The sequence below is a fragment of the Nonomuraea roseola genome, assembly GCF_039535395.1.
Classification (GTDB): Bacteria; Actinomycetota; Actinomycetes; order Streptosporangiales; family Streptosporangiaceae; genus Nonomuraea; species Nonomuraea roseola.
In genome coordinates, this window is the sequence record NZ_BAAAXC010000006.1 from 150,868 (window position 1) to 177,827 (window position 26,960).

19 protein-coding genes are annotated in these 26,960 nt (G+C 72.1%); 9 read left to right on the forward strand and 10 right to left on the reverse strand.

The genetic code is table 11. From position 1 onward, the window contains the following. Position 1: 1 nt before the first annotated feature. Positions 2–2,128 carry a fibronectin type III domain-containing protein gene (locus ABFX55_RS06410; RefSeq protein ID WP_346118553.1) on the reverse strand — a complete coding sequence of 709 codons (2,127 nt, stop codon included), beginning with the start codon at positions 2,126–2,128 and terminating at the stop codon, positions 2–4. A 130-nt stretch (positions 2,129–2,258) separates the two neighbouring features. Between ABFX55_RS06410 and ABFX55_RS06415 the strand changes: the two genes are divergently transcribed. Genes ABFX55_RS06415 through ABFX55_RS06430 form a run of 4 tightly spaced genes read left to right on the forward strand, consistent with a single transcriptional unit; the run spans position 2,259 to position 9,001 of the window. Then, positions 2,259–3,458, forward strand: coding sequence for a hypothetical protein (locus ABFX55_RS06415; protein WP_346118554.1), 1,200 nt, complete (start codon positions 2,259–2,261; stop codon positions 3,456–3,458). Then, on the forward strand, positions 3,455–4,657 hold the full coding sequence (locus ABFX55_RS06420) for a hypothetical protein (protein WP_346118556.1): 1,203 nt from the start codon (positions 3,455–3,457) through the stop codon (positions 4,655–4,657). Before ABFX55_RS06415 ends, ABFX55_RS06420 begins: the two co-directional genes overlap by 4 nt. Next, on the forward strand, positions 4,658–7,696 hold the full coding sequence (locus tag ABFX55_RS06425) for a coiled-coil domain-containing protein (protein WP_346118558.1): 3,039 nt from the start codon (positions 4,658–4,660) through the stop codon (positions 7,694–7,696). A gap of 9 nt (positions 7,697–7,705) precedes the next feature. After that, on the forward strand, positions 7,706–9,001 hold the full coding sequence (locus ABFX55_RS06430) for a threonine/serine exporter family protein (RefSeq protein ID WP_346118560.1): 1,296 nt from the start codon (positions 7,706–7,708) through the stop codon (positions 8,999–9,001). A 410-nt stretch (positions 9,002–9,411) separates the two neighbouring features. On the opposite strand, the gene ABFX55_RS06435 is transcribed toward ABFX55_RS06430, so the two are convergent. Continuing rightward, positions 9,412–10,797, reverse strand: coding sequence for a citrate/2-methylcitrate synthase (locus ABFX55_RS06435; protein ID WP_346118562.1), 1,386 nt, complete (start codon positions 10,795–10,797; stop codon positions 9,412–9,414). Between the two features lie 66 nt (positions 10,798–10,863). Between ABFX55_RS06435 and ABFX55_RS06440 the strand changes: the two genes are divergently transcribed. Next, positions 10,864–12,087 (forward strand): homocitrate synthase/isopropylmalate synthase family protein, encoded by a 1,224-nt coding sequence (locus ABFX55_RS06440; protein ID WP_346118564.1) that lies wholly within the window; start codon positions 10,864–10,866, stop codon positions 12,085–12,087. A gap of 2 nt (positions 12,088–12,089) precedes the next feature. Here the strand turns inward: ABFX55_RS06440 and ABFX55_RS06445 are convergent, their stop codons facing one another. Together ABFX55_RS06445 and ABFX55_RS06450 are read right to left on the reverse strand one after the other, a co-directional pair. Then, the gene (locus ABFX55_RS06445; protein WP_346118566.1) at positions 12,090–13,376 is read right to left on the reverse strand and encodes an MFS transporter; all 1,287 of its coding nucleotides are present in this window, start codon (positions 13,374–13,376) and stop codon (positions 12,090–12,092) included. A gap of 113 nt (positions 13,377–13,489) precedes the next feature. Then, positions 13,490–13,861 carry a VOC family protein gene (locus ABFX55_RS06450; RefSeq protein ID WP_183645842.1) on the reverse strand — a complete coding sequence of 124 codons (372 nt, stop codon included), beginning with the start codon at positions 13,859–13,861 and terminating at the stop codon, positions 13,490–13,492. Positions 13,862–14,380: 519 nt separating this feature from the next. On the opposite strand from ABFX55_RS06450, the gene ABFX55_RS06455 reads away from it, so the two are divergent. After that, positions 14,381–14,785, forward strand: coding sequence for a hypothetical protein (locus ABFX55_RS06455; RefSeq protein WP_346118568.1), 405 nt, complete (start codon positions 14,381–14,383; stop codon positions 14,783–14,785). Positions 14,786–14,945: 160 nt separating this feature from the next. Here ABFX55_RS06455 and ABFX55_RS06460 read toward each other — a convergent pair whose 3' ends face one another. Beyond that, complete coding sequence (locus ABFX55_RS06460) at positions 14,946–15,254, reverse strand: hypothetical protein (protein ID WP_346118570.1); 309 nt, start codon at positions 15,252–15,254, stop codon at positions 14,946–14,948. Between the two features lie 219 nt (positions 15,255–15,473). Here ABFX55_RS06460 and ABFX55_RS06465 point away from each other — a divergent pair, with 219 nt between their 5' ends. After that, positions 15,474–15,665, forward strand: coding sequence for a hypothetical protein (locus ABFX55_RS06465; RefSeq protein WP_346118571.1), 192 nt, complete (start codon positions 15,474–15,476; stop codon positions 15,663–15,665). On the opposite strand, the gene ABFX55_RS06470 is transcribed toward ABFX55_RS06465, so the two are convergent. Further along, positions 15,652–16,554: a zinc-binding dehydrogenase gene (locus tag ABFX55_RS06470; RefSeq protein ID WP_346118573.1), complete on the reverse strand. Its 903-nt coding sequence runs from the start codon at positions 16,552–16,554 to the stop codon at positions 15,652–15,654. The two genes, ABFX55_RS06465 and ABFX55_RS06470, sit on opposite strands and share 14 nt — an antisense overlap. A gap of 232 nt (positions 16,555–16,786) precedes the next feature. Between ABFX55_RS06470 and ABFX55_RS06475 the strand changes: the two genes are divergently transcribed. Beyond that, positions 16,787–17,596: an SDR family NAD(P)-dependent oxidoreductase gene (locus ABFX55_RS06475; RefSeq protein ID WP_346118575.1), complete on the forward strand. Its 810-nt coding sequence runs from the start codon at positions 16,787–16,789 to the stop codon at positions 17,594–17,596. 406 nt (positions 17,597–18,002) lie between these two features. On the opposite strand, the gene ABFX55_RS06480 is transcribed toward ABFX55_RS06475, so the two are convergent. Further along, entirely contained in the window at positions 18,003–22,463 is a 4,461-nt protein-coding gene (locus ABFX55_RS06480; protein WP_346118577.1) for an AAA family ATPase, read from the reverse strand. Next, positions 22,464–23,576: an exonuclease SbcCD subunit D gene (locus ABFX55_RS06485; RefSeq protein WP_346118579.1), complete on the reverse strand. Its 1,113-nt coding sequence runs from the start codon at positions 23,574–23,576 to the stop codon at positions 22,464–22,466. A gap of 107 nt (positions 23,577–23,683) precedes the next feature. Between ABFX55_RS06485 and ABFX55_RS06490 the strand changes: the two genes are divergently transcribed. Beyond that, positions 23,684–25,177 (forward strand): alpha/beta hydrolase family protein, encoded by a 1,494-nt coding sequence (locus ABFX55_RS06490; protein WP_346118580.1) that lies wholly within the window; start codon positions 23,684–23,686, stop codon positions 25,175–25,177. On the opposite strand, the gene ABFX55_RS06495 is transcribed toward ABFX55_RS06490, so the two are convergent. Further along, positions 25,178–26,083: an alpha/beta hydrolase gene (locus tag ABFX55_RS06495; RefSeq protein WP_346118581.1), complete on the reverse strand. Its 906-nt coding sequence runs from the start codon at positions 26,081–26,083 to the stop codon at positions 25,178–25,180. A 1-nt stretch (position 26,084) separates the two neighbouring features. Continuing rightward, positions 26,085–26,942: an enoyl-CoA hydratase-related protein gene (locus ABFX55_RS06500; protein ID WP_346118582.1), complete on the reverse strand. Its 858-nt coding sequence runs from the start codon at positions 26,940–26,942 to the stop codon at positions 26,085–26,087. Between the last annotated feature and the right edge of the window lie 18 nt (positions 26,943–26,960).

Sequence of the window (26,960 nt, forward strand, 5' to 3'; positions counted from 1 at the left end):
CTCAGTTCTCGCATTCGTAGAGACCGTCGGCGGCCAGCCCGCTTCCAGGGATGGCCATCAGCGTGTCGCTGATGTAGGCGGTGCCGCCGTTCCACTCGATCCGGTTCCAGACGTCGGTGGTCTCCCCCGTCTCCGACTCCGTCACGGGCTTGCCCCTGGTCTGGCAGATCACCGTGATCGAGATGTACTGGCCCTGCGGGATCGAGCCCACCTCACAGCCGCCCTGGGGGCCGCACTGGATCTTCGAGTTGGTCTGGTTGTTGTTGGCGTTCTGGTAGGGCTTCTTGGGGTAGGCGAGGTCGACGCTGGTGGTGGCGGTCGTCTGGCTCTCCCCTGCCGCGTTCTTCGCCTTCAGCGTGAACTCGTGTTTGGCCGCGTTCTTCAGACCCTCGGCGCTGAACGAGGTGCCCTGGATGGAGTCGTTGGTGGCCGCTCCCGACAGCGCGTAGGTGACGCCCTGCCCCGCGGCGTTCTCCGGCGCGCCCCACGACAGGTCGGCGCCCTTGTTCTTGGCCTTGGCCTGGAAGTTGGTCGGCGCCCCCGGCGCGACGCACGGCATGCCCGACGCGCTCGACTGCGACTCCACCTCGCCGCCCTCCCAGTGCGCGACGACGGTGAAGGAGACGTCGGCGCACTGGTCGGAGGTGTACTCGAACTGGAAGGGCCCCTCGGGACCCACCGACTCGGGGGTGACCTTGCCGGCGCCCGCCTTGAGCGTGTACTTCTCGACCTTGCCGCCCGTCGAAGGGCTGAACATCACGTCGACCTTGCCGGGGCCCGACTTCGCCGACACCGAACCGGGCGCGCCGGGAGCGGTGGGAGACGGGGTCGGCGTCGGGGTCGGGGTTCGCGACGGCGTCGGAGTGGGGGTGGGCGTCTCCGAGGGCGTGGGCTTGTTCTGCGGGGACTTGCTGGGCTCCGCCTCCGCCGTCCTTGTGGGCTCCTCCGCGTTCTCCGTGGGGTCGGGGTCGCGGTCGGGCGCGGTGCTGCTGGGCACCGTCTTCGGGGTGGGGCGCGGCTTGGGCGTGCGGGTGGGGCCCGGCACGTCGGTGTCGTCCTTGTCGACGGCGTGCCTGCGGCCCTCGGGGTCGATCACGACGGCCTTGTCGCCGTTCTCGTCGTTGGCCCACAGCAGGCCGTCCTTGACGAACACCTCGATCGGGCCCGGCCGCTCGGCCACCTGCACGCGCACGGGGTCGCCGCCCGCCGCGGTGTCCCAGACGATCATGGCGCCGGTGCGCTGGTCGGGGACGTAGACCTTGGTGCCGAGCACCTGCGGCACGCCCGCGTCCGTCACGGCGAGCTTGGTGGTGAGGACGGCGTTGGACATGGTGTCGATCACCACGAGCAGGCCGTGCCGTCCCGGCGTCAGGATCGGGACCAGCGAGCCCTCCGTCGAGGCCGGCGTCAGCACGCCGCCCTCCGCGGCCTGGGCGACCTCCTTGGGGAGCGTGATCTCGCCCGCTCCGCCGTCCGCTCCGATGACGACGGTGGAGGCGGCGCGGGTGTTGGTGATCACCGGCAGGCCGCCCGCGATGGTGACGGAGAGCTCCTCGCCCGCCTCGCCGGCCTTGACCGCCCGCTCCTTCACTCCCGCCCTGATGGGCACGGCCTCGCCCGTCGCGGTCACCGGCACCCACAGCCTGCCGCCGCCGTCGATGCGCGCCGAGCCGAGCGGGCCCGGCAGGTCGAGCGGCGCGCCGACGGAGTTGAGCGTGACGGGGTCGATCCGCTGGACCGAACCCTCGGGGTCGACGGCGTAGGCGGTGGAACCGCTGACGACCAGTTGGAGGCCGGCGGCGCCGAAGTTCCTGGTCTGGGAGACGGTGAGCTGGCTCGGCTCGATCCTGCTGACGAAGCCGGTGCTGTCGTCGACGAGCAGCACGTTGGAGCCGTCCTGGACGACCTTCATCGGCCGGCCTCGCTTGTCGTTCAGGTAGCCGTCGACCTCGCCGGACAACCCGTTGACGTGGACGACCTTGCCTCTGGCCTTGGTCCACAGCCATGCGCCCACGTCGGCCAGCTTCGGATTGGCGCTCGAGACGCCCACGCCGAACACGGCTGCGGCGACCGCCAGGACCGCGACCACCCCGCCCGCGACCAGCGCGGTGATCTTATCCCCACGCACAGCAACTCCACCCGTATGCGCTTATGTCCCCCTTTTAACGGGGCTCACCCTAGCGTGCTCGCGTAGCCGGTGGCAGGACTCCCGCGATGTAGGTCCAAGACTGTCGGGGCCAGGCCCTACCTTAGAGCGCGTGTCCGAACAGCCTCTGACCCTCGACGCCGCCCTCTCGGAGGAGGCGGTGCTGTCGACCTACCGCAGGATGTTCGCGGCTCTGGCCCGCGACAGCGGCGCGGTCGTCGACGATCCCGCCATGGTCGACATCGCCGAGACCCTCTTCGCCGCGTTCGCGGAGGCGGGTGAGGAGTGGCTGACGCACGAGCAGATGCGTTTCGCCTGCCGCGCCTACCCCTCCGACCAGTTCGACAACAGGCTGCGCGTGCTCAAGGGGCTCGGGGCCGTCCGTGAGGTGTTCCCCAAGCCCAACCAGCTGCGCTACCGCGCCTCCTTCACCAGCGTCGTCGGGCTGATGTTCATCAGGCGGATGATGGACGACGGCGGGCAGTCGGAGATGCACAGGCTGCTCGCGCTCGAAGACCTCAACGTCGCCGATCCGCGCACCACGATGGAGCAGGCCAGGCAGAGCGCGGTCAACCTGGCCAGGGCGTTCAGGCTGTGGGCGCTCGAGCTGATCACACTCACCACCGGCACCATCGAGGAGCTGCGCGAGCAGGCGCCCAAGCTGTGGGGCACCGAGGAGATCGCCCGTCGCGCGCAGAACCTCCACGGCACGATCCTGACCCGCTGGCCCGAGCTCGACAGGGTCTGCACCGACCTGCGCGCGGCCATCTACGCCTACAGCGACGCCTCGCGCCGCGCCGCGGGGCGGCTGGCCGACTCCGCGGGCACGACGCGCAACCTGACGCTCCTGCCCTCCGAGACCTGGCGCACCTTCGCGCAGACGGCCTCGAAGGAGCGGCTGGCCGCCGTCCTCGACGGGTTCGTCTTCGACGCTCCCGCGCCGTGGCACGACCCTGCCGCGATCGTGCGCGCCGTCGACGAGAGCCCGAGGCCCGCGCCCGCCCAGCCCACCCCGCCGCGCTCCGACCTGCCCGATCCAGGCCCCGCCGACTCCCTCGACCGCTCGCCTGGCGCGGCCGTCGAGCGGCTGGCCGAGCTGGCCGAGTCCGCGCTGGGCGGGGCCGACAGGGTGGCGCTGTCCGACCTGCTCGCCTCCGACTGGCCCGCCGCCCGCCGCCTGCTGGCCGACCTGACGAGCGTCGACCTGCGTCCCGAGCTGCCCTACCGGCTGACCTGGTCCGACGAACTCTCCGTCGACCCCTCGCACGAGCCCGCCTGGCTGTCGCACGGTTTCCTGGAGCGCACCTCATGACCGCCGCCCACGCCCACGCCGCGGCCAGGGCCGCGGGTCCGCTGCCGCTCGCCGCGGGGGCCGCGACCCCCGCGGGCATGGTACGGCTGGCGGGGCTGGGCGTCCCCGTGTGGCCCGACGGGGTGACGCCGTCTCTGCTCGAGGAGTACCAGGTCAGCCCGCCGCCGGTGGAACGGTCCGGCGAGACCAGGCGCGTGCTGGCCGCCTGCCTGAAGTGCTGCTGGAGCGACCTGTCCGCCGACCCATGGCCGGGGGCGACCGCGCCGGTGGAGCGCGTGCTCGACACCTACAGGGCGCTGATCGGGCGCACCGACGACGTGATGCGCAACTGGGCGGTGGGGGCGCTGCGCCGCCTGCACGACTCGGCGTGGGTGGTGATGGCCGACGGGTTCGTCAGGCTGGGGCCCAGGTGCGCCACCTGGCCCGTGGAGTCCTACGGGCAGCTGAAGGAGCTGATGCGCCGCCTGCCCGAGCCCGAGCGAGGAGAGCTGACCGTCCTGCGCGACGCCGACCTGGTCGAGGCGGCGGGCCCCGACGACGAGAGCCTGGCGCAGCCGCACGCCGGGCGGATCGACGGCGCGCGGGCCGAGTTCGACGACCTGCTCGACGCCTTCGACGAACGGCGCAGGGCCGAGGTGGTGGCGGCCTTCATGGCGCTGGAGTTCGCCGCCGAGCCCGTCCAGGAGTCACGCTTCGCCGCGCTCAGGGATCCCGCGCCGCGCCGCGTGCTGGCCGAGATGCTGGCCAGGCGCGGGCGCACGCTGATCCAGCAGCGCGAGCGGTGGACCTCGGGCTACGACGACGCCGTGGCCGCGAAGACGGGCACGGCGCTCGGCGAGAGCGAGCGGGCGGTGCTGACGCTGGTGCTGATCCACTCGGTGGCGATCCCGCGCGCGGAGGGGCTGCTGCCCGAGGACAGCTGGCTCTCGCCGCACGCCACCCCGGTCGACGAGCTGCGCCGCCACACCCAGCTGCCGATCGGCGAGTTGGAGGCGGCGCTGAGGGTGCTGCGCCACGCGGGGCTGCTCGCGCAGGTGAAGGCGGGCGAGGAGGCGGGCGGCTACGTGCCAGGTCCTCAGTTCCACCGCCTGACGCAGGCGGCGCGGCGGCGCCTGCAGGAAGAGCTGATCCTCGCCGCGGGGCCGCACACGCCTCTCGCGGCGGCCGTACGAGCACAGCGGAAGACGGGGGACGAGTAAGTGGCTCTGACGGAGAACGTCGTCGGTGATCGGGTGCTGATCGCCGTGCAGGCGGTCAACATCTCACGGTTGTCCACCCATCCGGTGCCGACCGTGCCCGGCACGCTGATCGTCGTGGCCGGGGCGGGGCCGAAAGACTCCAACGGCGCGGGCAAGTCGTCGTTCATCGCCTCGATCACCGCGTTGCTCGGCGACGAGCAGTGGCGCTTCGCCTCGGGCGCCAAGGCGGTCTCCGAGCTGCTGTTCAACGCCGAGCTGGCCAGCGGCGCCGGCGGCCGCCAGTGGGCCAGCGCCGACCACGGCTACATCGTGGGCGTCTTCGGGCCCTCGGGGCGCGACGGCTACGACACCCCCGAACCGAGCGGCCCTCAGGGCACCGAACCGCCGGCCGACGGCGAGGCGCTCTTCCCCGAGCCCGACGCCTCCGACGGGCCGGTCACCGTGTGGCTGCGCGTCAACCAGGAGGCGCCGCACCTGGAGATCCGCTGGCGCGAGGGCGTCCATCTGGCCGCCGCGAGCTCCGAGGCCGAGCGGGTCGCCAAGGCCGACGAGGTGTGGGCCTCGCTGCCGAGGTCGGCTGGCCGCCGCGACGTGGTCGCCCGTGACCTCACCAAGGTCCTGTACGGCGACCGCGTCCGCTGCGTGTCGTTCCTGTCCACCTCGGTGCGCAGCAAGGTGGCCACCAACCTGCTGTCGCAGCCGCTCAACGAGATCTCCCCCGAGCGGGTCTTCGAGGCGATCGCCGCGCTGACGGGCCTCGACGCCGAGCTGGAGCAGGAGCGTGAGGCCAGGCGCGACGAGCACGCCAGGCGCGTCAGAGCCGCCCACGCGGGCGAGCGGCTGAAGGAGTTCGAGGCCGAGTCGAGCGCCCTGCTGGCCACCTTCGACCGCCGCGACCAGGCCAGGGTCAGGCTGGCTGAGGCGCTGAGGTGCTGGAGGGGCCGCCAGGCGCGCAGGCTGGCCGAGGCGGCCGAGCGCGACGAGGCGTTCGCCGCCCAGCTCGAGACCCTGGAGTCGGCGCAGGAGAGCGCGGCCGAGGCGATCGCGATGGTCAAGGCCGAGATCGCCACGCTCAAGGACGACACCCTCGACCGCATGGTGGTCGAGGCTCGCAAGGAGCTGGCCGTCCTGCAGTCGAGGGCGGCCAAGCTCGACGCCGACCGCGCGGTCGCCGAGAACTCCGCCGACGAGCTGCGCGGCCTGATCCCGTCGCTGGAGGAGACACGGCGCCTTGCCGACGGGCGCGACGTGCCCACCGCCGAGCGCGAGCTGGCCGCGGCGCGGGTGGAGCTGAACGAGGCGCTCAAGGCGCTGGGCGTGGCCGACCGCGAGGTGGCCTCGGCGCAGGCGGCGCTCGACGACGCCGAGGGCGGCCCCGCCGCCGCCCAGCTCACCGCCCTCGCCGCCGCGGGGGTGAGCGCGACGGGCCTGCTCGACTCCCTCGACGTGGCCGAGCAGGCGCGCGATCACACACGCGCCTCGGCCCTCGACGAGCTGCGCGGATGGCCGACCGAGCACGCCGTGATCGTCGACGCCGCCCACCTCGCCGCCGCCGCCGAGGCCCTGCGGGGGCTGCCGGGCTCGGTCCTGGTCAGCTCGGCGGGCGTCAGCGTGGTCGGCGCGTTCGACGGCGTCGCCACCGGCAGGGAGGCCCGTATCAAGGCCGCCGAGCAGCGCCTCAACAGGGCACGAGACGTCCAGGAGGAGGCCGCCCAGGTCGTGGGGGCCTGCGAGGAGCGGGTCGCGACCGCCCAGCGGAGGCTGGAGGGCGCCAAGGCGGGCGTCCAGCTCGACGGGATCGAGCGGCGCCTGGCCGAGCGGCGGGCCAGGCTCGCCGAGCTGACCGGCGCGCTGGAGGAGCTGACCCCCGCGGTCGCCGCGGCCGAGCAGCAGGCGGGCACGCTCGACTTCAGGGCCCGCACCCGCGACCTCGAGATCGAACGGATGGAGGGCCGCAGGGGCAGGCACGAGTCCGAGCGCGCCCAGGCGCGCGACCAGGCGGCCAGGGTCAAGGCCGAGCGCGACGGGCTGCGGCTGGAGGAGCTGGGCCGAGACTGGGGCGGCACCGTCGAGGGGGCGAGGGAGTGGATCGCGGCGCTGCCCGAGGAGGAGCGACCGCGCTCGGCCGAGGAGTGGTGGCGGGTCGCCGAACGCCATCTCGACAGCGCCTTCCGCGACACCTTCCCCGGTGACGACGAGGAGGAGGTGCCCGAGGAGCTGCGCTTCCTGATGAGCGAGCGCACCGGGCGCTCCAGCAGGGAGCAGGCGACGTTCGCGGCGGTGTGCGGGTCGCTGGCCTCCTACCTGCGCGGGCAGGAGGAGTACGAGAAGCACCAGCGCCGCCAGATCGAGTCGCAGATCGTGACGCGGCAGCGCGACCTGTCGGCCGCGGAGAAGGGCGCCGAGGAGGCCGCCCAGTCGACCGCGGTGCACAGGGCGGCGCTGACGGCGGCGATCAAGTCGCGCCTGACGCGGGTGGCGGAGGAGTTCGAGAAGCTCGACACCTCCTACGGCGGCTACGGCGCGACGCTGGAGTTCCCCGTGCCCCCCGCGCCCGCCGACCCCGAGCAGCGCTGGCAGTGGCGGGTCACGCCGAAGTGGCGGCGCGGCGAGGGACAGGGCTTCGTGCCGTACAACCGCAGGGCCAACACCGCGCTCATGGACGAGAAGGCGGTCAAGCTGGTCTGCGCGGCGGCGATCGCGTCGTCGGGCGGCGGCCACCTGTGCCTGGTCCTCGACGAGCTCGGGCGCAACCTGGGCAAGGAGCACCGCAGGGAGGCGGTGGCGCTGTTCCGCAGGATCGGCGAGACGTACGGCATCACGGTGATCGGCGCGCTGCAGGACGACATGGAGCCCTACGCGATCGACGCCTGCGGGCAGTACATCAAGCTGCGGCGCAGCTCCGACGCCATGGCCTACAACGAGCCTCCGGTGATCGTGGGTCACGACCAGCACGCCGACAGGGTCCGCGCCCTGGCCGCGTACGTGGGCAGGGGCGAGTCGCCCCTCACTGATCAAAGCTCTGATCAGGGGGTATGACGCCGTGCGATGACATTCACCGCTTCGGATGCCGAGGGGCATCGAGCCATGGCGCTGGCGTTGCGGGTCGGAGAGCTCCTGCTCGGCAGCGGCGAGGCGACCGAGAACGTCGGCGGCGCCATGCGCAGGATCCTCGAGGCGTACGGCATGCGCCACGTCGAGGCGGACGTCAACCTGTCGGCCATCACGCTGTCGCACGTGCCCGACGACGGCAGGCCCGCCACGACGGCCGAGCGGCGGGTGCGCAGGCGGCACCCCGACTACGACCGGCTGATCGCGGTCCACCACCTGGTCGGCGAGGTCGGCGCGCGTGAGCTGCCGCTCGGCGAGACCGAGGAGCGGCTGCGGAGGATCACCAGGCAGGTGCGGGTCTACCCGGACTGGGCGGTGGTGACCGCGCTCGCGCTGATCTCGGCGTCGGCGGCGGTGCTGATCGGCGGCGGCCCGACGGTGGCGGCGGCGGCGTTCGTCGCGACCGTGCTGGGTGACAGGGCCGGAGCGTGGCTGGGGCGCAGGGGCGTGGCGGAGTTCTTCCAGCTCGCCGTGGCCGCCATGTTCGGCTCGCTGGTGGCGGTCCTGCTCATCGCGATGCGCGTGCCCGTGGAGGCGTCCGCGGTGGTGGTCGGCGCGGTGGTCGCGCTGCTGCCGGGCCGTCCGCTGGTGGCGTGCGTCCAGGACGGCATCGCGGGCGAATACGTCACGGCGACCGCGAGGCTGACCGAGGTGGTGTTCATCGTGGCCGCGGTGATCGCGGGGATCGGCGCCACGCTGGCCGTGGCGGTCCGGCTGGGCGTGCCGATCACGGTGGAGAGCGTGCCGTCCGCGCCGCTGACTCTCGCGCCGCCGCAGCTGGCGGGGGCGCTGGGGCTGAGCCTGACGTTCGCCGTGGCGCTGCTCGTGCCGCCGCGCCACCTGCTGCCCGGCGCGCTGGGCGGCGGGCTGATCTGGCTGACGTTCGTGTGGCTGGCCCGGCACGGCGTGCCGTTGATCGGCGCGACGGCGATCGCCGCCGCGGTGGTCGGCCTGCTCGGCACAGCCTACGCGCGCAGGGTGCGGGTCCCGTCGGCCGTCTTCGTGATCCCGGCCATCGGCCCGCTGCTGCCCGGCAGCGCGCTGTACCGCGGCATGCTGGAGCTGAGCCTGGACAACGTCTCCGCGGGCGCGCTGCACCTGATCGAGGCGCTGTCGATCGCCGTCGGCATCGGCGCCGGGGTGATCATGGGAGCGGAGATCCTGCGCGCCTTCCGCGGGCGGGGCCTGGCCCGCAGGATCAGGCCCGCCGCCCGCCGCACTCGCGGCTACTAGGGCGATCCCGTGGATCATGTCGGCTGAATGACCACTCTGCCGGCAGGTGCGAAGATCCTGAAGCCGCGGTCCTCACCCGATGGGCGAGGCGCCTGGCGGCCTCCCACCATGACGCGCGCGGATCGGTAGCCGTGGAGCGCGTCGATGTGCTGACCGGCGTTGTCCGTGGCGGCGAAGGTCACTGCGCCGTCGACCACCGGCAGGACCTGCGTCCGCAGCGCCGCCGTCGGCGTGGTGCCGCAGCGCGACGGCCGACTCCTCCATGCCCCGCGCCGCCGCCGCCTCGAGCGAGGCCTGCCCGACCAGGAACTCCGCTGTCACCCCGACCCCCAAGTCGATCTTGCGGGACGACCCTGGCGGGGGTTCACACGCTGCAGGGCGATCGGCGGGTGAACATCCGGTGGCGGCCGTCAGCGCGGGGGCGGGCCGATGTAGGAGGCGCGTGGACGCAGCAGCGTCCCCTTGGCGTACTCCTCCATCGCGTGGGCCAGCCAGCCCGCCGTCCTGGCCACGGCGAAGATCGCCTCCCCCGCGCCTGGGACCATTCCGGACAGGGAGGTGAGGGTGGCCAGCGCGAAGTCGATGTTCGGGTCGGGCAGCCTGCGGCGGCGCAGCTCCTTCCTGACGGCCTGCGCCACGTCCAGCGCGGGGTGGCCGGGGGCGGCGTGGGTGAGGATCTCGAACAGGACGGTGGCCCTGGAGTCGCCGTTCTTGTAGACGCTGTGGCCGAAGCCGGGGATGCGTTCGCCTCGCCGTACCCGCTCGGTGATCACGCGGGAGGCGCGTGAGGGCTCGGCGACCTCGGCCAGCAGCCGTTCGGCGCCGTAGGAGGCGCCCCCGTGCAGGGGGCCGCCGAGGACGCCGAGGGCGGTGAGGACGACGGCGTAGGGATCGGCCTTGGCGGAGGCGGCGACGCGCGCGGCCAGGGTGGAGGCGGCCAGCTCGTGATCGGCGAGCAGGACCAGCGCGGCCTGGAGGGCGGACAGGAGAGCGGGGTCGGGCGCGTGAGGCGTCAACCGTCCCCACAACCGCGCCGCGATCAACCCACCCGAGGGCAGACCACCGCCTGACCCCCCACCACCCTCTGAACCTCCGTTGCCCGGTGAGCCGCCGTCCGCCACGGACGGGGGGTGATCCTCCGAGTCCCCCGCACGCCGGGAGACTCCGGGGAGGGTTGCGTCGGACGTCGCGGCGCTCTCCATGGCCGAGGTCTCCTGGGCGCCTCGGCCGAGCCGCGTGGCCGGGGCGTCCACGCCGGGCTGGGCGGGGAGGGCGTCGACCAGGCCCGCGATCAGGCGGCGGCCCGTCGCCGCGACGGAGGCGGGGTCGAGCTGGTAGCGCAGCGAGTCCGTGGCGCCGAGCACCGTGGTGATCACCTGGAGCCGGTCGAGCGGCAGCAACCCCTCGGGCAGGCTCCCCTGCGCCTCGGCCGCCGCGCGGATCCCCTCCGGGTCCCCCTGCCACGGCGGCAGCGCGTCCTCCTCGTCGACGCCCCACAGCCACGCGGCCACGGCCTCGAAGGGGCTCCTCCTGGCGAGGTCGAGCGCGTCGATCCCCCTGTAGTACGGCCTGTCGACGCCCAGCGCGGTGATCGCCGACTCGATGACCAGCTCGGGGGGCGGGTTGCGCGGCCGTCCCCGCCTGGCCAGCTGCTCGATCTCCGCCGCGTCGAAGAAGCTGCGCCGCCCGTCCTCGCCGTGCCTGCGGCGCAGCACTCCCCTGCTCACGTAGGCGTAGAGCGTGGCGGGCTTCACGCCGAGCCGTTCGGCCGCCGTGGCCGCGTCGATCCACTCCACCGCATCCTCCAATATTGACGAAAATCAATATTGATACATGTCGAGTGATGATGTCAACGTGGGTTCATGCCACAGATTCACTTCCTCGACGTGACCAACAGGGACGGCGTGCAGACCGCCCGCACCGGCCTGTCCAAGTTCGGCAAGACCATGGTCAACTTCTACCTGGGCAGGCTCGGCGTGGCTCAGTCGGAGATCGGCTTCCCCTTCCTCTTCCACGAGGTTCCCTACGTCAGGGCCCAGGTCGCGTTGGCCCAGGCGGGGGCGATGGGAGAGCTGCGGCTGAGCGGGTGGTGCAGAGGCGTGCCAGGCGATGTGGAGAAGGCGGTGCCGCTCGGGCTGAGGCACTACAACCTGTCCATCTCCACCTCCGACTACATGATCCAGAACAAGTTCAGGGGCAGGCTGGACCGCGCCTCGATCATCAGGGAGATGACCGCCGCGGTGGCGGTGGCCAAGGACGCGGGCGCGGAGACGATCGGGGTCAACGCCGAGGACGGCTCGCGCACCGACGACGGCTTCCTGCTGGAGTTCGCGCTGGCGGCCAAGGAGGCGGGGGCCGACAGGGTGCGCTACTGCGACACGATCGGCGGCGACACCCCCGACAGGATCCGCGAGCGCTTCGCCAAGCTGGCCGCCGCCACGGCCATGCCGATCGAGACCCACTGCCACAACGACCTGGGCATGGCGGTGGCCAACTCGGTGTCGGGCGCGCTCGGCGATCTGGAGGCGGGGCAGGACGCCTGGATCAACACGTGCGTCAACGGCATCGGCGAGCGTTCGGGCAACGCGGACCTGCTCTCGACGATCCTGGCCTTCCGCCACGGCTTCGGGTTGAGCGCCGAGATCGGTGACGCCCTCGACCTGTCGTGGGCGCGCAGGTTCGCGTTGTGGGCGAGCTACGCCTTCGGGCAGGCGCTGCCGTACAACCAGGTGGGGGTGGGGGTGAACGCGTTCGCGCACGAGTCCGGCATCCACGCCGACGGAGCGCTGAAGGACCACGGCAACTACGAGCTCTACGACGAGAGCACGCTCGGCCCCTTCCCCTCCGACTGGCACGCGCGCAGGGGGCGCGTCGTGCTGACCGGGGAGTACGGCGGAAAGGCCGGGTTCAGGCACGTCATGGACGGGCTCGAGGTCGAGCCCGTCGACGAGGAGCTGGCCTTCCAGCTCGTCCAGCTGTGCAACGCGATGAGCGGCAGGCCCCTCACCGACGACGAGCTGCGGCTGGTCGCCGCCTACCCGCGCGAGCTGGCCCTGATGTTCCCCGGCCAACTCGGCGAGGGCTGACGCTACATGCTCTCCTCGCCGGTCTCGGGCAGGGCGAGCAGGCAGAGCAGGCTGAGGACCGCCATGGCGGAGACGTACACGCCGACGGAGAACACGCCGAGGCCGCTGGCCTGCATCTGGGTGGCGATCAGCGGCGGGACCGCGCCGCCGAGGACGCCGCCCAGGCTGTAGGCGACGGAGGCGCCGCTGTAGCGGTACTCGGTGCGGAACAGCTCGGGCAGGAACGCGCCCATCGGGCCGAAGATCAGACCCATCAACGCCAGCGCCCCGGACAGCGCGAGCCCGACCAGCGGAACGGAGGCGGTCTGCATCAGCGGGAACATCACCAGCCCCCAGGCGATCGCGACACCGGTGCCCGCGATGAGCGTACGGCGGCGGCCCAGCCGGTCCGAGACCAGCGAGGAGACGACCGTGCCCGCGGCCATGAACAGCACGCCGATCATGGTCAGCGCCAGCATCGTGGTGCGCGGGATCCCCAGCGTCGCGGTGCCGTACGACAGGCAGTAGGTGGTGGCGGTGTAGAAGAGGGTGTAGGTGATGACCATCGCGCCGGCGCCGAGCAGCACGCGCCGCCACTGGTGGCGCATGAGGCCCACGAACGGCACCTTGGCGATCTTCCGCTCGTCCATCGCCGCCTGGAAGACCGGTGTCTCGGAGATCTTCAGCCGGACGTAGAGACCGATCACCACGAGCAGCAGGCTGGCGACGAAGGGCAGCCGCCAGCCCCAGCTCACGAACTGCTCGTCGGTGAGGACGGCGCCGAGGATGAGGAACAGGCCGTTGGCGGCGATGAACCCGACCGAAGGGCCGAGCTGCGGGAACATCGCGTAGAAGCCGCGCTTGCCCGGCGGGGCGTGCTCGGTGGCCAGCAGCGCCGCGCCGCCCCACTCGCCGCCCAGGCCGATGCCCTGGGTGAACCGCAGCAGCACCAGCAGCACGGGCGCGGCCACGCCCATGGCGGTGTAGCCGGGCAGCAGCCCGATCGCGACCGTGGACAGGCCCATCAGCAGCAGCGAGACGACCAGCATGGACTTACGGCCGATGCGGTCACCCCAGTGCCCGAAGATCGCCGAGCCGAGCGGGCGGGAGACGAACGCCACGGCGAACGTCGAGAAGGCCGCGAGCCTGCCCGCCAGATTGTCCATCTCGGGGAAGAAGGCGGTGTTGAGCACCAGGGCGGCGGCGGTTCCGTAGATGTAGAAGTCGTAGAACTCGATCGCGGTGCCGATGAGGCTGGCGGCGGCGATGCGCGTTCTCGAGGGCTGCGCGGCGGCGGGGGCCTGGACCATACTGTGTCTCACTATGCGGGATTGCGTCTTACGTGGTGGTCCGCCGACCGTATCAGCTACACCACGGCCTCTGACACCGTGCGGACATTTCTGTCGAATCGCCGGTCGGGCCGTCAGCCGTGGCTGAGGTCGATCACGCAGAACCGGTTGCCCTCGGGGTCGGCGAGCACCGTGAAGTCGGGATCGGCGGGATAGAGGTCCCAGTCGACCTTCTGCGCGCCCAGGGCGATCAGCCGCTCGACCTCGGCGGCGTGCTCGAGCGCGTTCTCGGTGAACAGGTCGAGGTGCATCCTCGGATGTTCCTGCACGGGGGAGACGCTGACGTCGAGCGCGAGCGGGGTGCCGAGACCGTTGACGGGATCGAGGATGGTCCAGTCGTCCGTCACCGCCCCTGAGCGGGGAATGTAATGCAGCGCCTGGCTCCAGAATCGGACGGCCCTTCGCATGTCGTCGACGCCGATGACCACCTGACCAATACTCACCATGACCCAATCGTGTCAGGACATGGTCCCGCGTGGAACCTCCACCCCTCCAACCTCTCCAGTCACACGATCCCACTGACGGTCAGTGTGTCGCCCGCAGAAGGTGGGTTCGTCTCTCGGGCGTGCCCGAATCGCGCACCGCGGCGAGGGGTGGGTCCCCAGCTCGGCCATGATCGGAAGACGGCTCCACGTACGTGATGGCAGCCCGTTGTCACGTACATGGCTTGCCGTCGACGGTGTCGCCAGGAGCCCGGTGGTGACGGCCGCGTCGGGCGGCGCGCCAGGCCGTCGGAGGTCCCGCGGCGATCAGGTCTGATGCGGTGTCGCGTCAGCGGTCGTGTCAGGACGGCGACGGCCCGGTATCAGAGCGGTCGGCGAAAGTTGACGCCATGAACGGTTCAGCGATGGAGCCCTCAAGGCCGGGTGAGATCCGCTCGGGCGACCCGACCTGAGCAACCCTGGCCCCCGGGCACCAACAGGACCGCATTCCATTGGATGTCAGACTCGAAGGAGCACACCATCATGTCCATCACCCTCACCGACCAGGACAAGACCACCCTCCGCCTCGCCGCGTGGGGCGCCATCTCGCTGATGGCTGCCGCCGGCGCCGCCGGCTCACCCCACAGGGCCGCCACCCACGGCTCCATCGCCCTGACCTCCGCGACCGGCCTGGCCGGGCACGTGCTCACCAAGGCGCCCAAGGGCGTGAAGTACGGCAAGTCCGTGGCCGAACTCGCCGACCAGGTGCTGCCGGCCCTGACGGCAGCCATGAGCCTGCTCAAGAAGCAGACTCCGGCAGAGGCCGACAACTTCCGCCGCACCGTCATCGTCGCCATCGAAGCAGCCGCCCAGACCCACAAGGGCCAGCCCAGCCCCACCATGGCCGACATGATCCGCAAGATCACCGAAGCCCTCGACGCCGCCTGACGGGATGTCGACCCGCGCAGCCACAGGTGGTCACCGGGGTCCTCTCCAGATCCCGGCATCACCGCCGGCAAGGATGTCGAGCAGGACCGCCTCGCTTCTGGCCCGGTCGGCTGCCTCCACACGCCCGGCCAGCTCTCCAGCAGCCTCATCTCGCGCCTGGTCACCACATCCCGTCGAGATGGGCGGTGAGCAGCGCCGCCGCCTCCTCGCCCGTGCACTGGCCGGCCCGCACGCTCAACCGCAGGCCGGTCACCAGCGCGAGCGTCACGGCGGCCCTGGCCTCGGGGTCACCACCGACCTTCGCCAGCTCGACGGCCGCGGCGACGACATCGTGCTCACCGAGTCCGGCTGGCAGGTCTACGCCGAGGCCGCCCCGGCCCATCTCGCCTCGATCCACCGCCACTTCACCGAGTCGCTGTCCGCACAGCAACTCGAAGCCCTGCTCAGCATCGAGCAGACCATCGCGCAACGCTGGAGTGGCAACCGGCGCTCCAGCGGAACGACGTCATCACTGGCAGAACCGCCCACACCAGCACGCCGAAGCTCCGGACCCCGATAACGAGCGTCTGTTGACACTCGTGCTCGAACAGGTGCCTCCAATGCCGACGAACCCATGTCCGAACGATCTCGACACGCGGCTCCAGCCCCGTTCTCAGCGAGATCGTTCCTGCGGGTCGCGTCATGAATGATGAGCCGACCCGACCTCACGGCCCGCGGGCATCCCCGGCCCGCACACGCGGCCGACCAGTTCCTCCTGCTGATCGACGGCACGCTGGCGGCCGGAGCCACCCGTCCCGGCATCAACCCCGTGGTCTGCGCCCGCGAACTCGCCGAGCAGTTCGTCGTGACCTTCCAGGGCTTGGTCCTCAAGGGAGGGTGAGGACGGCCTTGCCCTGGACCCGGCGCGTCAGGAGGGCGTCCGCCGCGGCCATGGCCTGGTCCCACGGGCCGCGCCAGCCCACCTGAGCGTCCAGCTCGCCCCTGGACAGGAGGCGGACGAGTTCGGCGAGGTCGTCGGCGAAGGGAGTGCTCACGTTGAAGTTCTCGATCCGTCCGCGCAGGGACCGGCTCCCCGCCTCCTCGAAGTCGATCACTGTTGGCTCCTTGGCGGCCCTCCCGATGGCCTGGATCACGCCGTCGTCCTCCAACCGGTAGAACGCCTCGGCCAGCTGCTGCCCGCCCACGGTGTCCAGCACGCCGTACACCCGGCCGCGAAGGTTGGCGGGCCCGAGCACCACCTCCGCCGCGCCCAGCTCGGGCAGTCCCTCGGCCCGCGACGCACTGCCGACGGAGGCGATCACGTGCGCCCCCGCACGGGCGGCCAGCTGGACGGCGTATCTGCCGACGCCGCCCGACGCCCCGGTGACCAGCACTCTGCGCCCTTGCACCGAGCCGAGCCGCCGCACCGCCTGGAGCGCGGTGACACCCGCGACCGGCAGGGCAGCGGCCAAGGCCAGATCGACGTCGTCCGGTACGACGGCCAGCTCAGCGGTGTCCACGGCCCGCAACTCGGCCCACGCCCCCGACCAGCCGAACGTCACCACACGGGCGCCCACAGCGGGCCCCGAACCGTCGGCGGCCGCCCGCACGACCACTCCGGCCGCATCCCAACCCGAGACGTGATCGGGCCGAATCTGCGGGGATCTGAAGGCGATCTCCCCGAAGTTGAGAGAAACGGCCGACACCTGGACGAGCGCCTGTGCGGGCGACGGGACCGGGTCGGGAACGACGCCGAAGGACAGGTCAGGGTTGAAGATCAGTGCTTTCATGGGCCCCACTCTGCCGACCGCCACGCACGGTTCGCTGATGGTCGGCTCTCGACCCGGCCGCGATCAGGTCGCGGACGCGATCCACATCACCACGTTCGCCAGATGGCAGCGGTGCGCCAACAGGGCTGGCCACCGCTCGTCCTTGGCAGAGGTCCGTATGGCGCACGCCAGCCGTAGTGCCGGATTGCGCCTGCCTGAGAGCCCTCAGTCAACCCCCAGCCGATCGTCAGCGGTGCCCGGCACAGTGAGGGCAACGAACGGACGTGAGGAGAAAATCATGGATCTGCAGCTCGCTGGGAAGACCGCCGTTGTCACGGCCGCCAGTGGAGGTATCGGAGGCGCGGTCGTCCGCACTCTGATCGCCGAAGGGGTGACGGTGCTCGGCGCCGACCGCACGGTCACGGATCAACTGAAGCAGACCGGCGCCATCACCGTCGAGGCCGATCTGCTCACCCCGGAAGGTGTCGAGCAGCTGCGGCGGATCGCCGAAAGCGAGTTCGGCGGCGTCGACCTGCTCGTCAACGGCGTCGGCGGGCTGGCAGGTCTGGACCTCGGTGGACTGCCCGACCTTTCCGACTCGACCTGGCAGCGGGCCTTCGAGCTCAACTTCTTCAGCACCGTGCGCATCACCCGGGCGCTGCTGCCCAGCCTGCGCGAGGCGGTGGTCAATGTCTCCACCAGTGTGGCCCACTGGCCGGCCTCTGGGCCGCACTGGTACGGCGCCTCCAAAGGCGCACTCACGGCCTTCAGCAAGGGCCTCGCCGACGAGCTGGGCCCGCGCGGCATCCGGGTGAACACCGTCTCGCCCGCGCTCATCCGCACACCCCTCTGGGATGAGTACGGCCCGCGCGTCAGCCAAGCCCGCGGCGCGGACTACCAGCAGCTCATGACCGACCTACCCGAACAGATCAACGTCACTCTGGGCCGCTGGGGCACCCCGCAGGAAGTCGCCAACGTGATCGTTTTCCTCGCCTCCCCAGCCGCCGGCTACGTCACCGGCAGTGACTACATCATCGACGGCGGACTGCTGAAGGTCCTCTAGGCAACATCCTTTGTCCGAGCCGGGGGACGGGACTCATCACCCGCCCCCTGGGGCAGGGCAACACATGCAGGACACCGCACCGGCTCCGCCACCGCACGCGATGCGGGCCCGGCCGCGTTCGTCGGTTCGACACATCAGCTCGGCCCCGTGGACAACTCCTCGAGCCCTCCCCCGACGAGTCCACCCCCAAGAGGACCGCCCAACCCACCGACGCTCTCCCAGGCGATGACCCCCGCGCCTGGCCTCAGCTCGGCCACCACCGACGGGTCCTCTTCCGCAAGCGCATCCCCGAGGGCCCTGTCACACCCGCCGAAGTCGCCCTTTCACGTGATGACCCAGAGAGACGTCAGCTTGGCGACCACCGACATCGTCGGGCGCTCCACATGAGGATCAGCCCGGACAGACGTCAGCCCGCGATCACCGAAAGCGTGGAGCCCTTCCTCGACTTGGCCACTCTGAGCTGGGCCGGGATCCTCGTCCGCAGCTCGGCGACGTGGCTGACGATGCCGACCGCGCGCCCGCCGTCACGCAGCCCGTCGAGGATGTCCAGCACACCGTCGAGCGTGTCCTCGTCGAGGGTCCCGAAGCCCTCGTCCACGAACAGCGTGCCGATCTCCGCGCCCCCCGCCTCGGCCGTCACCACGTCGGCCAGTCCGAGCGCCAGCGCCAGCGAGGTGATGAACGACTCCCCTCCCGACAGCGTCGCAGGATCGCGGTCCACCCCCGTCCAGCCGTCGAGCACCCGCAGTCCGAGCCCGCCGCCCGCCCTGCCACGCGCCCCCGCCGTCTTCCGCAGGTCGTGCTGAAGCCGGTAGCGCCCGCCTGACATGTGGTCCAGCCGTTCGTTGGCCGCGTCGACGACCTGCCTGAGCCGCTCCCCCAGCACGTACGACGACAGGCTCATGCTCCACTGGTTGTCACCTGAGGTGCCGCTGGCCAGCGCCGCCAGCCGTTCGGCCAGGCGGTGCCTGTCGGCGGCGGGCTGCCAGCGGCCGAGGCACGCCGTCAGCTCCTCGTGCAGCTCGGCGAGCCTGCTCACCCGCCGCTCCGCCCGGTCACGGGCCGAGGCCAGCGCGGTGTGCTCCCGTTCGGCCTGCTCTCGTTCGGCCTCCAGCGCCGCCAGGTCCTGCGGCGGCTGCGCGGCGGCCGCCACCAGCTCGGGATCGGCCAGCGTGCGCGTCACCGCCGCGTGCCGCGCGTCGAGCTCGCGCAGCCGCTCGGCCTTCTCCTCTTTCTCTTCCTGCGTGCGTACGGCGGGCAGGACGTCGTCGGCGTCGAGGAATCCCGCCTGCCTGGCCGCCTCCTCCGCCGCCTGGACGGCGTCGCGATGCTCAGCGGCGGCGCTCATGGCCGCCTGGGTGGCCTCGTGCGCCTCCCTGAGCAACTGCGCCTCCTCCTTGAGCCGTTCGAGCCTGGCGACGAGCGTCGCGTCCTGGCCTCTGGCGACGTGGATCCGCTCAGCCAGCCTCTCCGCCTCGGCTGCGAGCTCTTCGACTCTGGTACGGCAGGCGGCCAGGGCGACTCCGAGCTCCCTGAACGCGGCGCCCAGCCGTGTCTGCTCATCGGCGAGCTCCCCTGCGGTGCCCGCCAGGCCGGGATAGGTGTCGGCGGCTCTCCTCAGCCTGGCCAGCTCGCGCTCGGCGACGACACGAACACCGTCAGCCCACTTCCTGCTCACCCGCACAGCAACGGCCGCATCGGCCCACGCGCCGCCCGCCGAGACGGCCCACCCTCTACCGGCCTCACCCCCGGCCGAGTCCGCGTGGGACTGGCTCGCCCCGGCGTCCGAGGCCGAGTTCGTCCGCGTGCCCGTCGGCGTTGCGGGGTCCGGAGGTCTGGAGGTGTGCGGACCGGGAGCCGAGGTCAGGAGGCTCGCGAGAGCGGTGAGAGCGTCGTCGAGCCGGGCGGCGATCTCGCCCACCCGCTCGGCGGACCCCGCGAGCTCGGCCAGGCTGCTGATCTCGCCGCCCAACCGCTCCCTCCGCGCGCCCAGGCTCGCGTCCTCGCCTCGTGCCTCGTCCAGCCTCGCCAGGACGCGGGCCCGTTCGCCCTCCAGCCCTGCGCTTGCCGTACGGGCCTCCGTCAGGCGTCTTTCCGTCTCGTGGAGCTGGTCAAGGGCCTGTTCGAGCTCGGACTCCAGTCGTTGCGCCGCCCGCTCGAGACCCTCCTCCTGCGAGGCGAGCGCGGTCAGGGCGTCGAGTTCGGCAGAGAGCGCGGCCAGTTCGGCCTCCGCCTCTGCCACGGTCGGCGCGCCCGCGAGCTCGTCGAGTCGCGAGCTGAGCGAGGACAGGACGCTGTCGGCCGACTGACGCTCGGCCAGCGCCGCGTCGTAGGCCGCCTGCGCCTCGCTCTCGTCGTCGGCGACGTACGCGATCGGGGCGGGGGCGGCGGGTTCGGGGTGGTCGGGCGAGCCGCACACCGCGCACGGGGCACCGTCGGACAGCTGGGCGGCCAGCTCCGCGGCCATGCCCTCGATGCGGGCCTGGCGGATCTCCTGCAGGTGGTCGCGAAGCGCCTGCGCCGTCTCGACGGCCGCGCCGTACGCGTCGCGGGCCGCCTCCGCCTCCTCTTCCAGCTCCTGCCTGCGGCCTGCCGTCGCCAGCCCGGAGGCGGCCGCGTCGCACGCCGCGGTCGCGGACGGCAGCCGCCCCGCCGCTGCCCGCGCCGCGGCCAGCTGTCCCGCGACCTCGTGGAGCGCCGCGGGCAGATCGTCCGCTGCGGCGCGGGCGGCCAGCTCGCGTTCGGCGAGCACGGACAGTTCGGCATCGAGTACGGCCAGCCGCTCGTCGAGCTCGGCCAGTCGCGATTCGTCAGCGCGTAGACCTTCGAGGGTGGCGAGCTGGTCGCCGAGAGTGCGCTCGGCTCTCCGTGCCTCCTCTTTGACGGCCCGCCAGAGCCGGCCCGCCCGGATATCACCGACTGGATCGGCCCCATGCGCCCCGCCCAGATAGCCATCGCCCAGGTGCCGCTCGAGGAGCCCTCCCGCCACGGATCCCCCTTCGAGCAACCCAGACACAGCTGAACCCGACGTGGAAAGGAGCGACCCGGGAGGGAGCGCGCCGGGAGAGAGCGAGCCGGGATCCAATCCCGGCACGGAAGAGGACGCCGCCGAAGCCTCAGACGTAGGACGCGCCGACTCCGTGAAGGGCGAGGCGGCGGAGGACGGAGGGATGGATGTGGCGGGTGCCGGTGGGGACGGGGGCGGGGTGAGAGGTGGTACCAGAGCGGCCAGGGCCGGTGAGAGGGGGGCGGACGCGCGGAGGCGGCGCACCATCTCGGTGTGAGCCGTGGCGAGCTCGGCCGTCAGCCGGTCGCGGCGTTCGATCGCTTCGAGGCGGGCCGTGGCGGACGCGAGAGCGGCCTCGGCGGCGGGGATGCGCGCGGCGTCGAGCCTCGCCTGTGCCGCGGCCTCGTCGGCCGACCTCGCCAGGCCGGGCAGCACCTCCAGCCTGGAGGCGATCGCTCGTTCTCTGGTGGACAGGGTGGCGATCTCGTGCTCGACGGTCCGGCGGTCGCGGTGGAGCTGGGCGAGTCTGGTCTCGTCGACGAGGAGTTCGGCGATCTTGGAGATCTCGCTGAGCCTCTCACGCTCCATCTCCGCGAGCATCCCGAGGTCGGCCCCCTCAGGACCCCAAGAACCCAAGGAGCCGGATGAGCCGAAGGGGCCCGACTGCCGGCCGGGCAGAGGCCGGGAGAAACCTTCGAACCCGGCAGGCCGGCCGAGGAGGGGACGGGCGCGGGCCAGGGCGTCGGCGGCCAGACCGCGGGCCTTGCCCGCCGCCTCGGCGCGCTGCCTGGCGGCGGTGATGAGCGGGAGCACCCTGTCGGCCCTGGTGGCCTCGTCGAGGATCGTGAGGAGGTCGGAGCGCTCCTCCGCGCGCTCGTCGAGCGCCCGCCGCAGCCTGCTCGCCTCCGCGTGACGGCGTTGCCTGTCGGCGAGCGCGGTCGCCTGCTCGACCCTGTCGCGATGCTCCCTGAGCGTGGCCGCCGCCGCGGACCAGGCCGTGGTGGTCTGGCCCGCGAGTGTCCTGGCCGCCTCGAGCAGCAGGCCCGACCAGCGGAGCGGGTCGCTCTCCTGCGTGGGCGCCGCCTCGCCGTCCGCCTCGGGCCTGGGCGCGGGGACCACCCCGGCCACGGGCACGGACGCGGACACGGCGAAGGACGAAGCCGCGGGAGAGACCGCGTGCAGCAGGGTCTCTCCCGCGGCCTCCTCCAGTCGTTTGACCGTGAACTCGACCTCCTGCCGGCCCTCCTGCGACTCCCTCCACGTCCGCTTGCGGTGCTCGGCCAGCCACGCCTCGGCCGCCGTGAACACCTTCACCGTGAAGAGCCGCTCCAGCAGCCGCCGCCGCTCGTCGCCGTCGGCTCGCAGGAAGCGCGCGAAGTCGCCCTGAGGCAACATCGCGACCTGGCAGAACTGGTCGGCGTTCATGCCGAGCAGCTGGCCGATCAGGTCGCCCGCCTCGTCGTGCCGGGTGGTCAGCCCCTGCCACTCCTGGCCGCGCACCTGTTCGGAGACGATGACCTTGGCCTTCTCCTCGGTGAACCCGGTGCCGCGCAGCTTCGGACGGGTCCACGAGGGCGAGCGCTGGATCCGCAGCGTGCGGCCTCTCAGCGTCACCTCCAGCTCGACCGACGGCCCCACGGACGGCGCGGCGTGGTCGCAGCGCAGGCTGCGCGCGCTGTTGCGCTGGCCGGGCACCACGCCGTAGAGGGCGAAGCAGAGCGCGTCGAGCAGGGTCGTCTTGCCCGCGCCCGTGGGCCCGTGGACGAGGAAGAGCCCCGCCTCGGCGAGAGCGTCGAAGTCGACAGTCTCGGTGCCGGGGAAGGACCCGAACGCCGTCAGCGTCAGCCGGTGCGGCCGCATCTAGACCAGGACCTCCTTGATCCTCGACGCCTCGACGGCCTCGCGCAGCAGCCGCTCCTCCATCGGGTCGGCGGGCTCGCCGCGCACCTCGCGGACGAAGTCGAGCGCCACCTCCGCCTCGGGCCGCCCGCTCAGCGGGGCGGCGGGAGCGCCGGGCACGGCGCCCTGCGGGTCGAAGGCGAGCGCCAGCGTGTGCGGGAAACGGGCCCTCAGCCGGTCCATCGCGGCCTTGGGGCGTACGGGGTCGGTGAGCGTGACCTGCAGCCAGTGGTCCTCGCGGTCGGCCAGCGACGGGTCGGTCAGCAGCGACTCCAGCCGGCCGCGCAGCCGCCCGACAGGACGGGGCACGGGGGCGGGGACGAAGTCGGCCTCGGGAGAGCCGACCGTCACCAGCCACGAGCCCTTCACGTGGTCGGCCTCTGAGAAGGAGTAGGCGAGCGGTGAGCCCGAATAGCGCGCCGAAGGCGACATGCGCTGGCGGCCGTGCAGGTGGCCGAGGGCGACGTAGTCGATGCCGTCGAAGAGGGAGAGGGGCACCTGGGCCACGCCGCCGACGCTGATGTCGCGTTCGCTGTCGCTGGCGGCGCCGCCTGCGACGAAGGCGTGGGCGAGCACGACCGAGCGGCGCTGCCGTACGAGAGAGGACCTGACGCGCGCCATCGCATGGGACAGGGCCGCGGTGTGGCTGCGCTCGGCCAGCTCCCAGGGGCCGCGCACCAGCTCGGGCTCCAGGTAGGGGATGCCGTAGAAGGCGACGTCGCCGATGAGCACGGGCTCCCACGCGCGCGAGGGGTCGGTGCGCAGGTGGACGCCCGCCGAGTCGATCAGGTCGGCGCCGAAGCCGAGGCGGCGCGCGGAGTCGTGGTTGCCGCTGATCAGGACGACGCGCGCCCCGGCGCCCGCCAGCCGCCGCAGCGCCTCGTTGCACAGCGCGACCGCGTCGACGGAGGGCAGCGCTCTGTCGTAGACGTCGCCGGAGACCGCCACCACCTCCACCTTCTCGGCCCTGACCGTCTCGACCAGGTGGTCGACGAAGGCCGCCTGGCCCTCGATGAGGCTCTCGCGGTGGAAGGACCGGCCGAGGTGCCAGTCGGAGGTGTGCAAGAGGCGCATGAGGCAGGAAGCTAACAGCTTCCACCGACATTTATCATGGGCGCCGGTGAGGCCGCCGGGAGTAGGCTAGAAGATCAGCGGGCAAACCAACTCACATGGGGAGGCCGATGCCCACCGGCCGAGGCACATTGAGCGTGGCCGTCGGCTTGGTGCTGATGGCTCTCGCGACGGTGGGCTACGCCCTGCCTCCGGCCTTCGACCCCCCTCCGCTCACGGCCGATCCGGTCTTCCAGTCGCTGCCCCCTCAGCCCGCGGGTGAGCGGCGTCCCGTGGCGGCGACCGGCTCCTTCCGCACCGAGCGCTTCTCCATCCGCGCCGAGCGCCAGTGGCTGCACGGCACGATCAGGGTGCCGCTGAGGCCCGGCAGGCACCCTGCGATGGTGTTCGTGTCGGGCTCGGGCAACGGCTCGCGCGAGGAGTTCGCGCCGCAGGCGGAGTTCCTGGCCAGGGCGGGCGTGGTCACGCTCGCCTACGACAAGAGGGAGATCGGCTACGACTTCCGCAGCAGGGACTTCGGCCTGCTCGCCGACGACGTGCTGCGGATGGTCGGCCACCTGCGCGCCAGGCCCGACGTCGACCCTGCCCGCACCGGCGTGTGGGGGGTCAGCGAGGGCGGCTGGGTGGTGCCGATCGCCGCGGCCAAGAGCTCGGCCGTCGGCTTCGTCGTGCTGGTCTCCTCCCCGAACGTCTCGCCGCTGCGCCAGGTCGCGTGGGCGCTGAACGAGCAGTTGCTGCGCCTGCGCGCGCCGATCGGCGCGCGCGACCTGCTGACCAGGGCCATGGGCGGCGTGGGCTTCAACTTCCTGCGCTACGACGCGCTGCCCGCGCTGCAGGGCGTCAGGCAGCCCGTCCTCGCACTGTACGGCACCGCCGACCCCTCGATCCCCTTCGTCGAGAGCACCGAGGCCCTGATCAAGGGCCTGACGGCGGCGGGCAACGACGACTACACCATCCGCTATCTCGACAGCGCCGACCACGCGATGCGCATCAGCGGCGGCCCCTTCACCCCCGGCTACCTCGACACGCTCGGCAACTGGATCCTCGGCCTGCCCGACACCGCCAAGCCCGCGCTGCACCTGGCGGGGGCCACCCCCGTGCAGCGCTTCGCGGCCAGCGACGTGCCGGCCGCCCCCTGGTACGCGGGGGGCGCCATGCTGGGCCTGACGATCTGCCTGGCCGCGGTCGGCTACGTCGCGGGGCCCGTGGCCGTGATGTTCGTCAGGCTGCGCGGCCGCCACACGACGCTGGAGGAGACCAACGCCAGGCTGTGGCCGCCGATCAGGCGCAGGCTGCACAGGATGGTGTGGACGGGCCTCGGCCTGCTGGCCGCGGTGCTCGCCTTCATCATGCTGCTGGTGATGTTCTCGATCAACCAGGCGGGCGCGTGGCCCGCCGTGCTGGCCGGGTGGCTGGTGGTCAGGGCGCTGGCCGTCCTCATGCTGCTGCAGGAGGTGACGGCCGTGGCGGCGGTGGTGTCGGGGCTGCGCGAGGGCATGCGGCCGAGCAGGTGGCAGCACGTGGCGATGGCAGGCGTGCTCGGCGGCACCGGGCTGCTGCTGGTGGCCGCCGCCTACTACGGCCTGTTCGCCATCCCCTGGTGATCACCCCTGGACGTAGGCGCGTGTCCAGCGGTCGATCTCGTCGAAGACCTGCTTGCGCACGGGTTCGGCCGACAGCACGAGGTCGTGGATGCCGTCGCGCACCCGCACGCAGGTGACGTGCGGCCCGATCGAGGTGGACCATCTGGCGATCTGACGCGGGTCGAGCACGATGTCGGCCGAGCGCGCCTCCGGGCTGAAGTCGCGCACCCTCAGCCCCGCCGCGGCCGCCAGCACCAGCACGGGCACGTCGACGGCGAGTCCCCTGTGCAGGCGGCGCTGCGCCCTGCGGATGGCGGCCAGCCAGGTGGCGTGCACGTCGAAGCCGCCCAGAGGCTTGAGCTCCAGGTCGAAGTCCCACTCGCCGCCGTGGTCGCGGTGGATGCTCCGGCCGTACGCGGTGCTGACGCCCAGCGGGAGCGGCCTGGTCGTGTAGGACAGCGGCGTCTTGAGCAGGTCGGCGGCCAGCCGCAGCGGGTAGGGCACGTTGAGGTCGAGGAACGGGCTGTTGAGCACGAGCCCCTGGACCAGGCCCTTGCCGCGCGCCCTGTCGGCCCAGAGGGCGGCGACCAGGCCGCCGGTGGAGTGGGCGTTCAGCGTGAGCTCGTCGTGGTCCTGCCTGATGAGGCGGACGGCCTCGTCGATCTCGGGGAAGTAGTCGGTGACGCTCCTGATCAGGCCCCTGGTCTGGTGGGGCAGCAGTGACCTGCCGTACTTGCGCAGGTCGAGGGCGTAGAAGTCGACGCCCCGCTCCAGGTAGAAGTCGGCCAGGTGATCCTGGAAGAAGTAGTCGGTGAAGCCGTGCAGGTAGAGGACCGCGCGGCGGGAGCCGGCCGTCCTGGCGAGCAGGGTGGCGACCACCTCGCCCTCGAAGTCGGACGGCAGGCGCAGGACCGTTGTCTCGTACACGTCAATCACCATAGGGATCGGCCGGCCAGAACGGCACATCGGCTTCGCTGACCTTCATCGTGAAGCGGGCGGGCCGCTTCTCCAGGAAGGAGGTCACGCCCTCGACCGCGTCGGCGGCCCCGCCCAGCTCGGCCATGAGCCTGGAGTCCGCGGCGTGCGCCTCCCAGGGGGAGGCGGCCGACAGCCCTGACCACATCAGCCGCCTGATCGCCGCGACGGAGACACCCGAGGTGTTGTCGGCGATCTCGCGGGCCAGCGCGTAGGCGGTGGGCAGCAGCTCGTCCGCAGGACAGACCCTGGAGACCAGCCGCCCCTGCAGCGCCTCGGCGGCGGGGAAGAGGCGTCCTGTCGCCGCCCACTCCATGGCCTGCGAGATGCCCACGATCCTCGGCAGGAACCAGCTGGAGGCGGCCTCGGTGACGATGCCGCGGCGGGCGAAGACGAAGCCGAACCTGGCTCCGTCGGCGGCGATCCTGATGTCCATGGGCAGCGTCATCGTGACGCCGACGCCGACGGCGGCGCCGTTGATCGCGCCGATGACCGGCTTGAGCGAGGCGGCGATGCGCAGCGCGACCGTGCCCCCGCCGTCGCGGGGTGCGCCGTCGACGCTCTCGCGCCGCCCGTCGTCGGCGCGGCTGAAGGTCTCCCCTCCCCCGCCGAGGTCCGCGCCGGCGCAGAAGGCCCTGCCCGCCCCCGTGACCACCACGGCCCTTACGGAGTCGTCGGCGTCGGCCAGATCGAAGGCGTCGATGAGCTCGCTGCGCATGGTGAACGTGAACGCATTCAGCCGTTCGGGGCGATTCAATGTGAGGGTGGCGATGCCGTCGGTCACGCCGTACTCGATCTGAGTGAAGGACATGAACCGAATGTTATTCGG

Bases quoted from the DNA above. Each gene is read 5' to 3' on its own strand.
- ABFX55_RS06420 (WP_346118556.1), top strand. From the start codon at position 3,455: ATGACCGCCGCCCACGCCCACGCCGCGGCCAGGGCCGCGGGTCCGCTG.
- ABFX55_RS06430 (WP_346118560.1), top strand. From the start codon at position 7,706: ATGACATTCACCGCTTCGGATGCCGAGGGGCATCGAGCCATGGCGCTG.
- ABFX55_RS06440 (WP_346118564.1), top strand. From the start codon at position 10,864: ATGCCACAGATTCACTTCCTCGACGTGACCAACAGGGACGGCGTGCAG.
- ABFX55_RS06445 (WP_346118566.1), bottom strand. From the start codon at position 13,376: ATGGTCCAGGCCCCCGCCGCCGCGCAGCCCTCGAGAACGCGCATCGCC.
- ABFX55_RS06450 (WP_183645842.1), bottom strand. From the start codon at position 13,861: ATGGTGAGTATTGGTCAGGTGGTCATCGGCGTCGACGACATGCGAAGG.
- ABFX55_RS06455 (WP_346118568.1), top strand. From the start codon at position 14,381: ATGTCCATCACCCTCACCGACCAGGACAAGACCACCCTCCGCCTCGCC.
- ABFX55_RS06465 (WP_346118571.1), top strand. From the start codon at position 15,474: ATGAGCCGACCCGACCTCACGGCCCGCGGGCATCCCCGGCCCGCACAC.
- ABFX55_RS06470 (WP_346118573.1), bottom strand. From the start codon at position 16,554: ATGAAAGCACTGATCTTCAACCCTGACCTGTCCTTCGGCGTCGTTCCC.
- ABFX55_RS06480 (WP_346118577.1), bottom strand. From the start codon at position 22,463: ATGCGGCCGCACCGGCTGACGCTGACGGCGTTCGGGTCCTTCCCCGGC.
- ABFX55_RS06485 (WP_346118579.1), bottom strand. From the start codon at position 23,576: ATGCGCCTCTTGCACACCTCCGACTGGCACCTCGGCCGGTCCTTCCAC.
- ABFX55_RS06490 (WP_346118580.1), top strand. From the start codon at position 23,684: ATGCCCACCGGCCGAGGCACATTGAGCGTGGCCGTCGGCTTGGTGCTG.
- ABFX55_RS06500 (WP_346118582.1), bottom strand. From the start codon at position 26,942: ATGTCCTTCACTCAGATCGAGTACGGCGTGACCGACGGCATCGCCACC.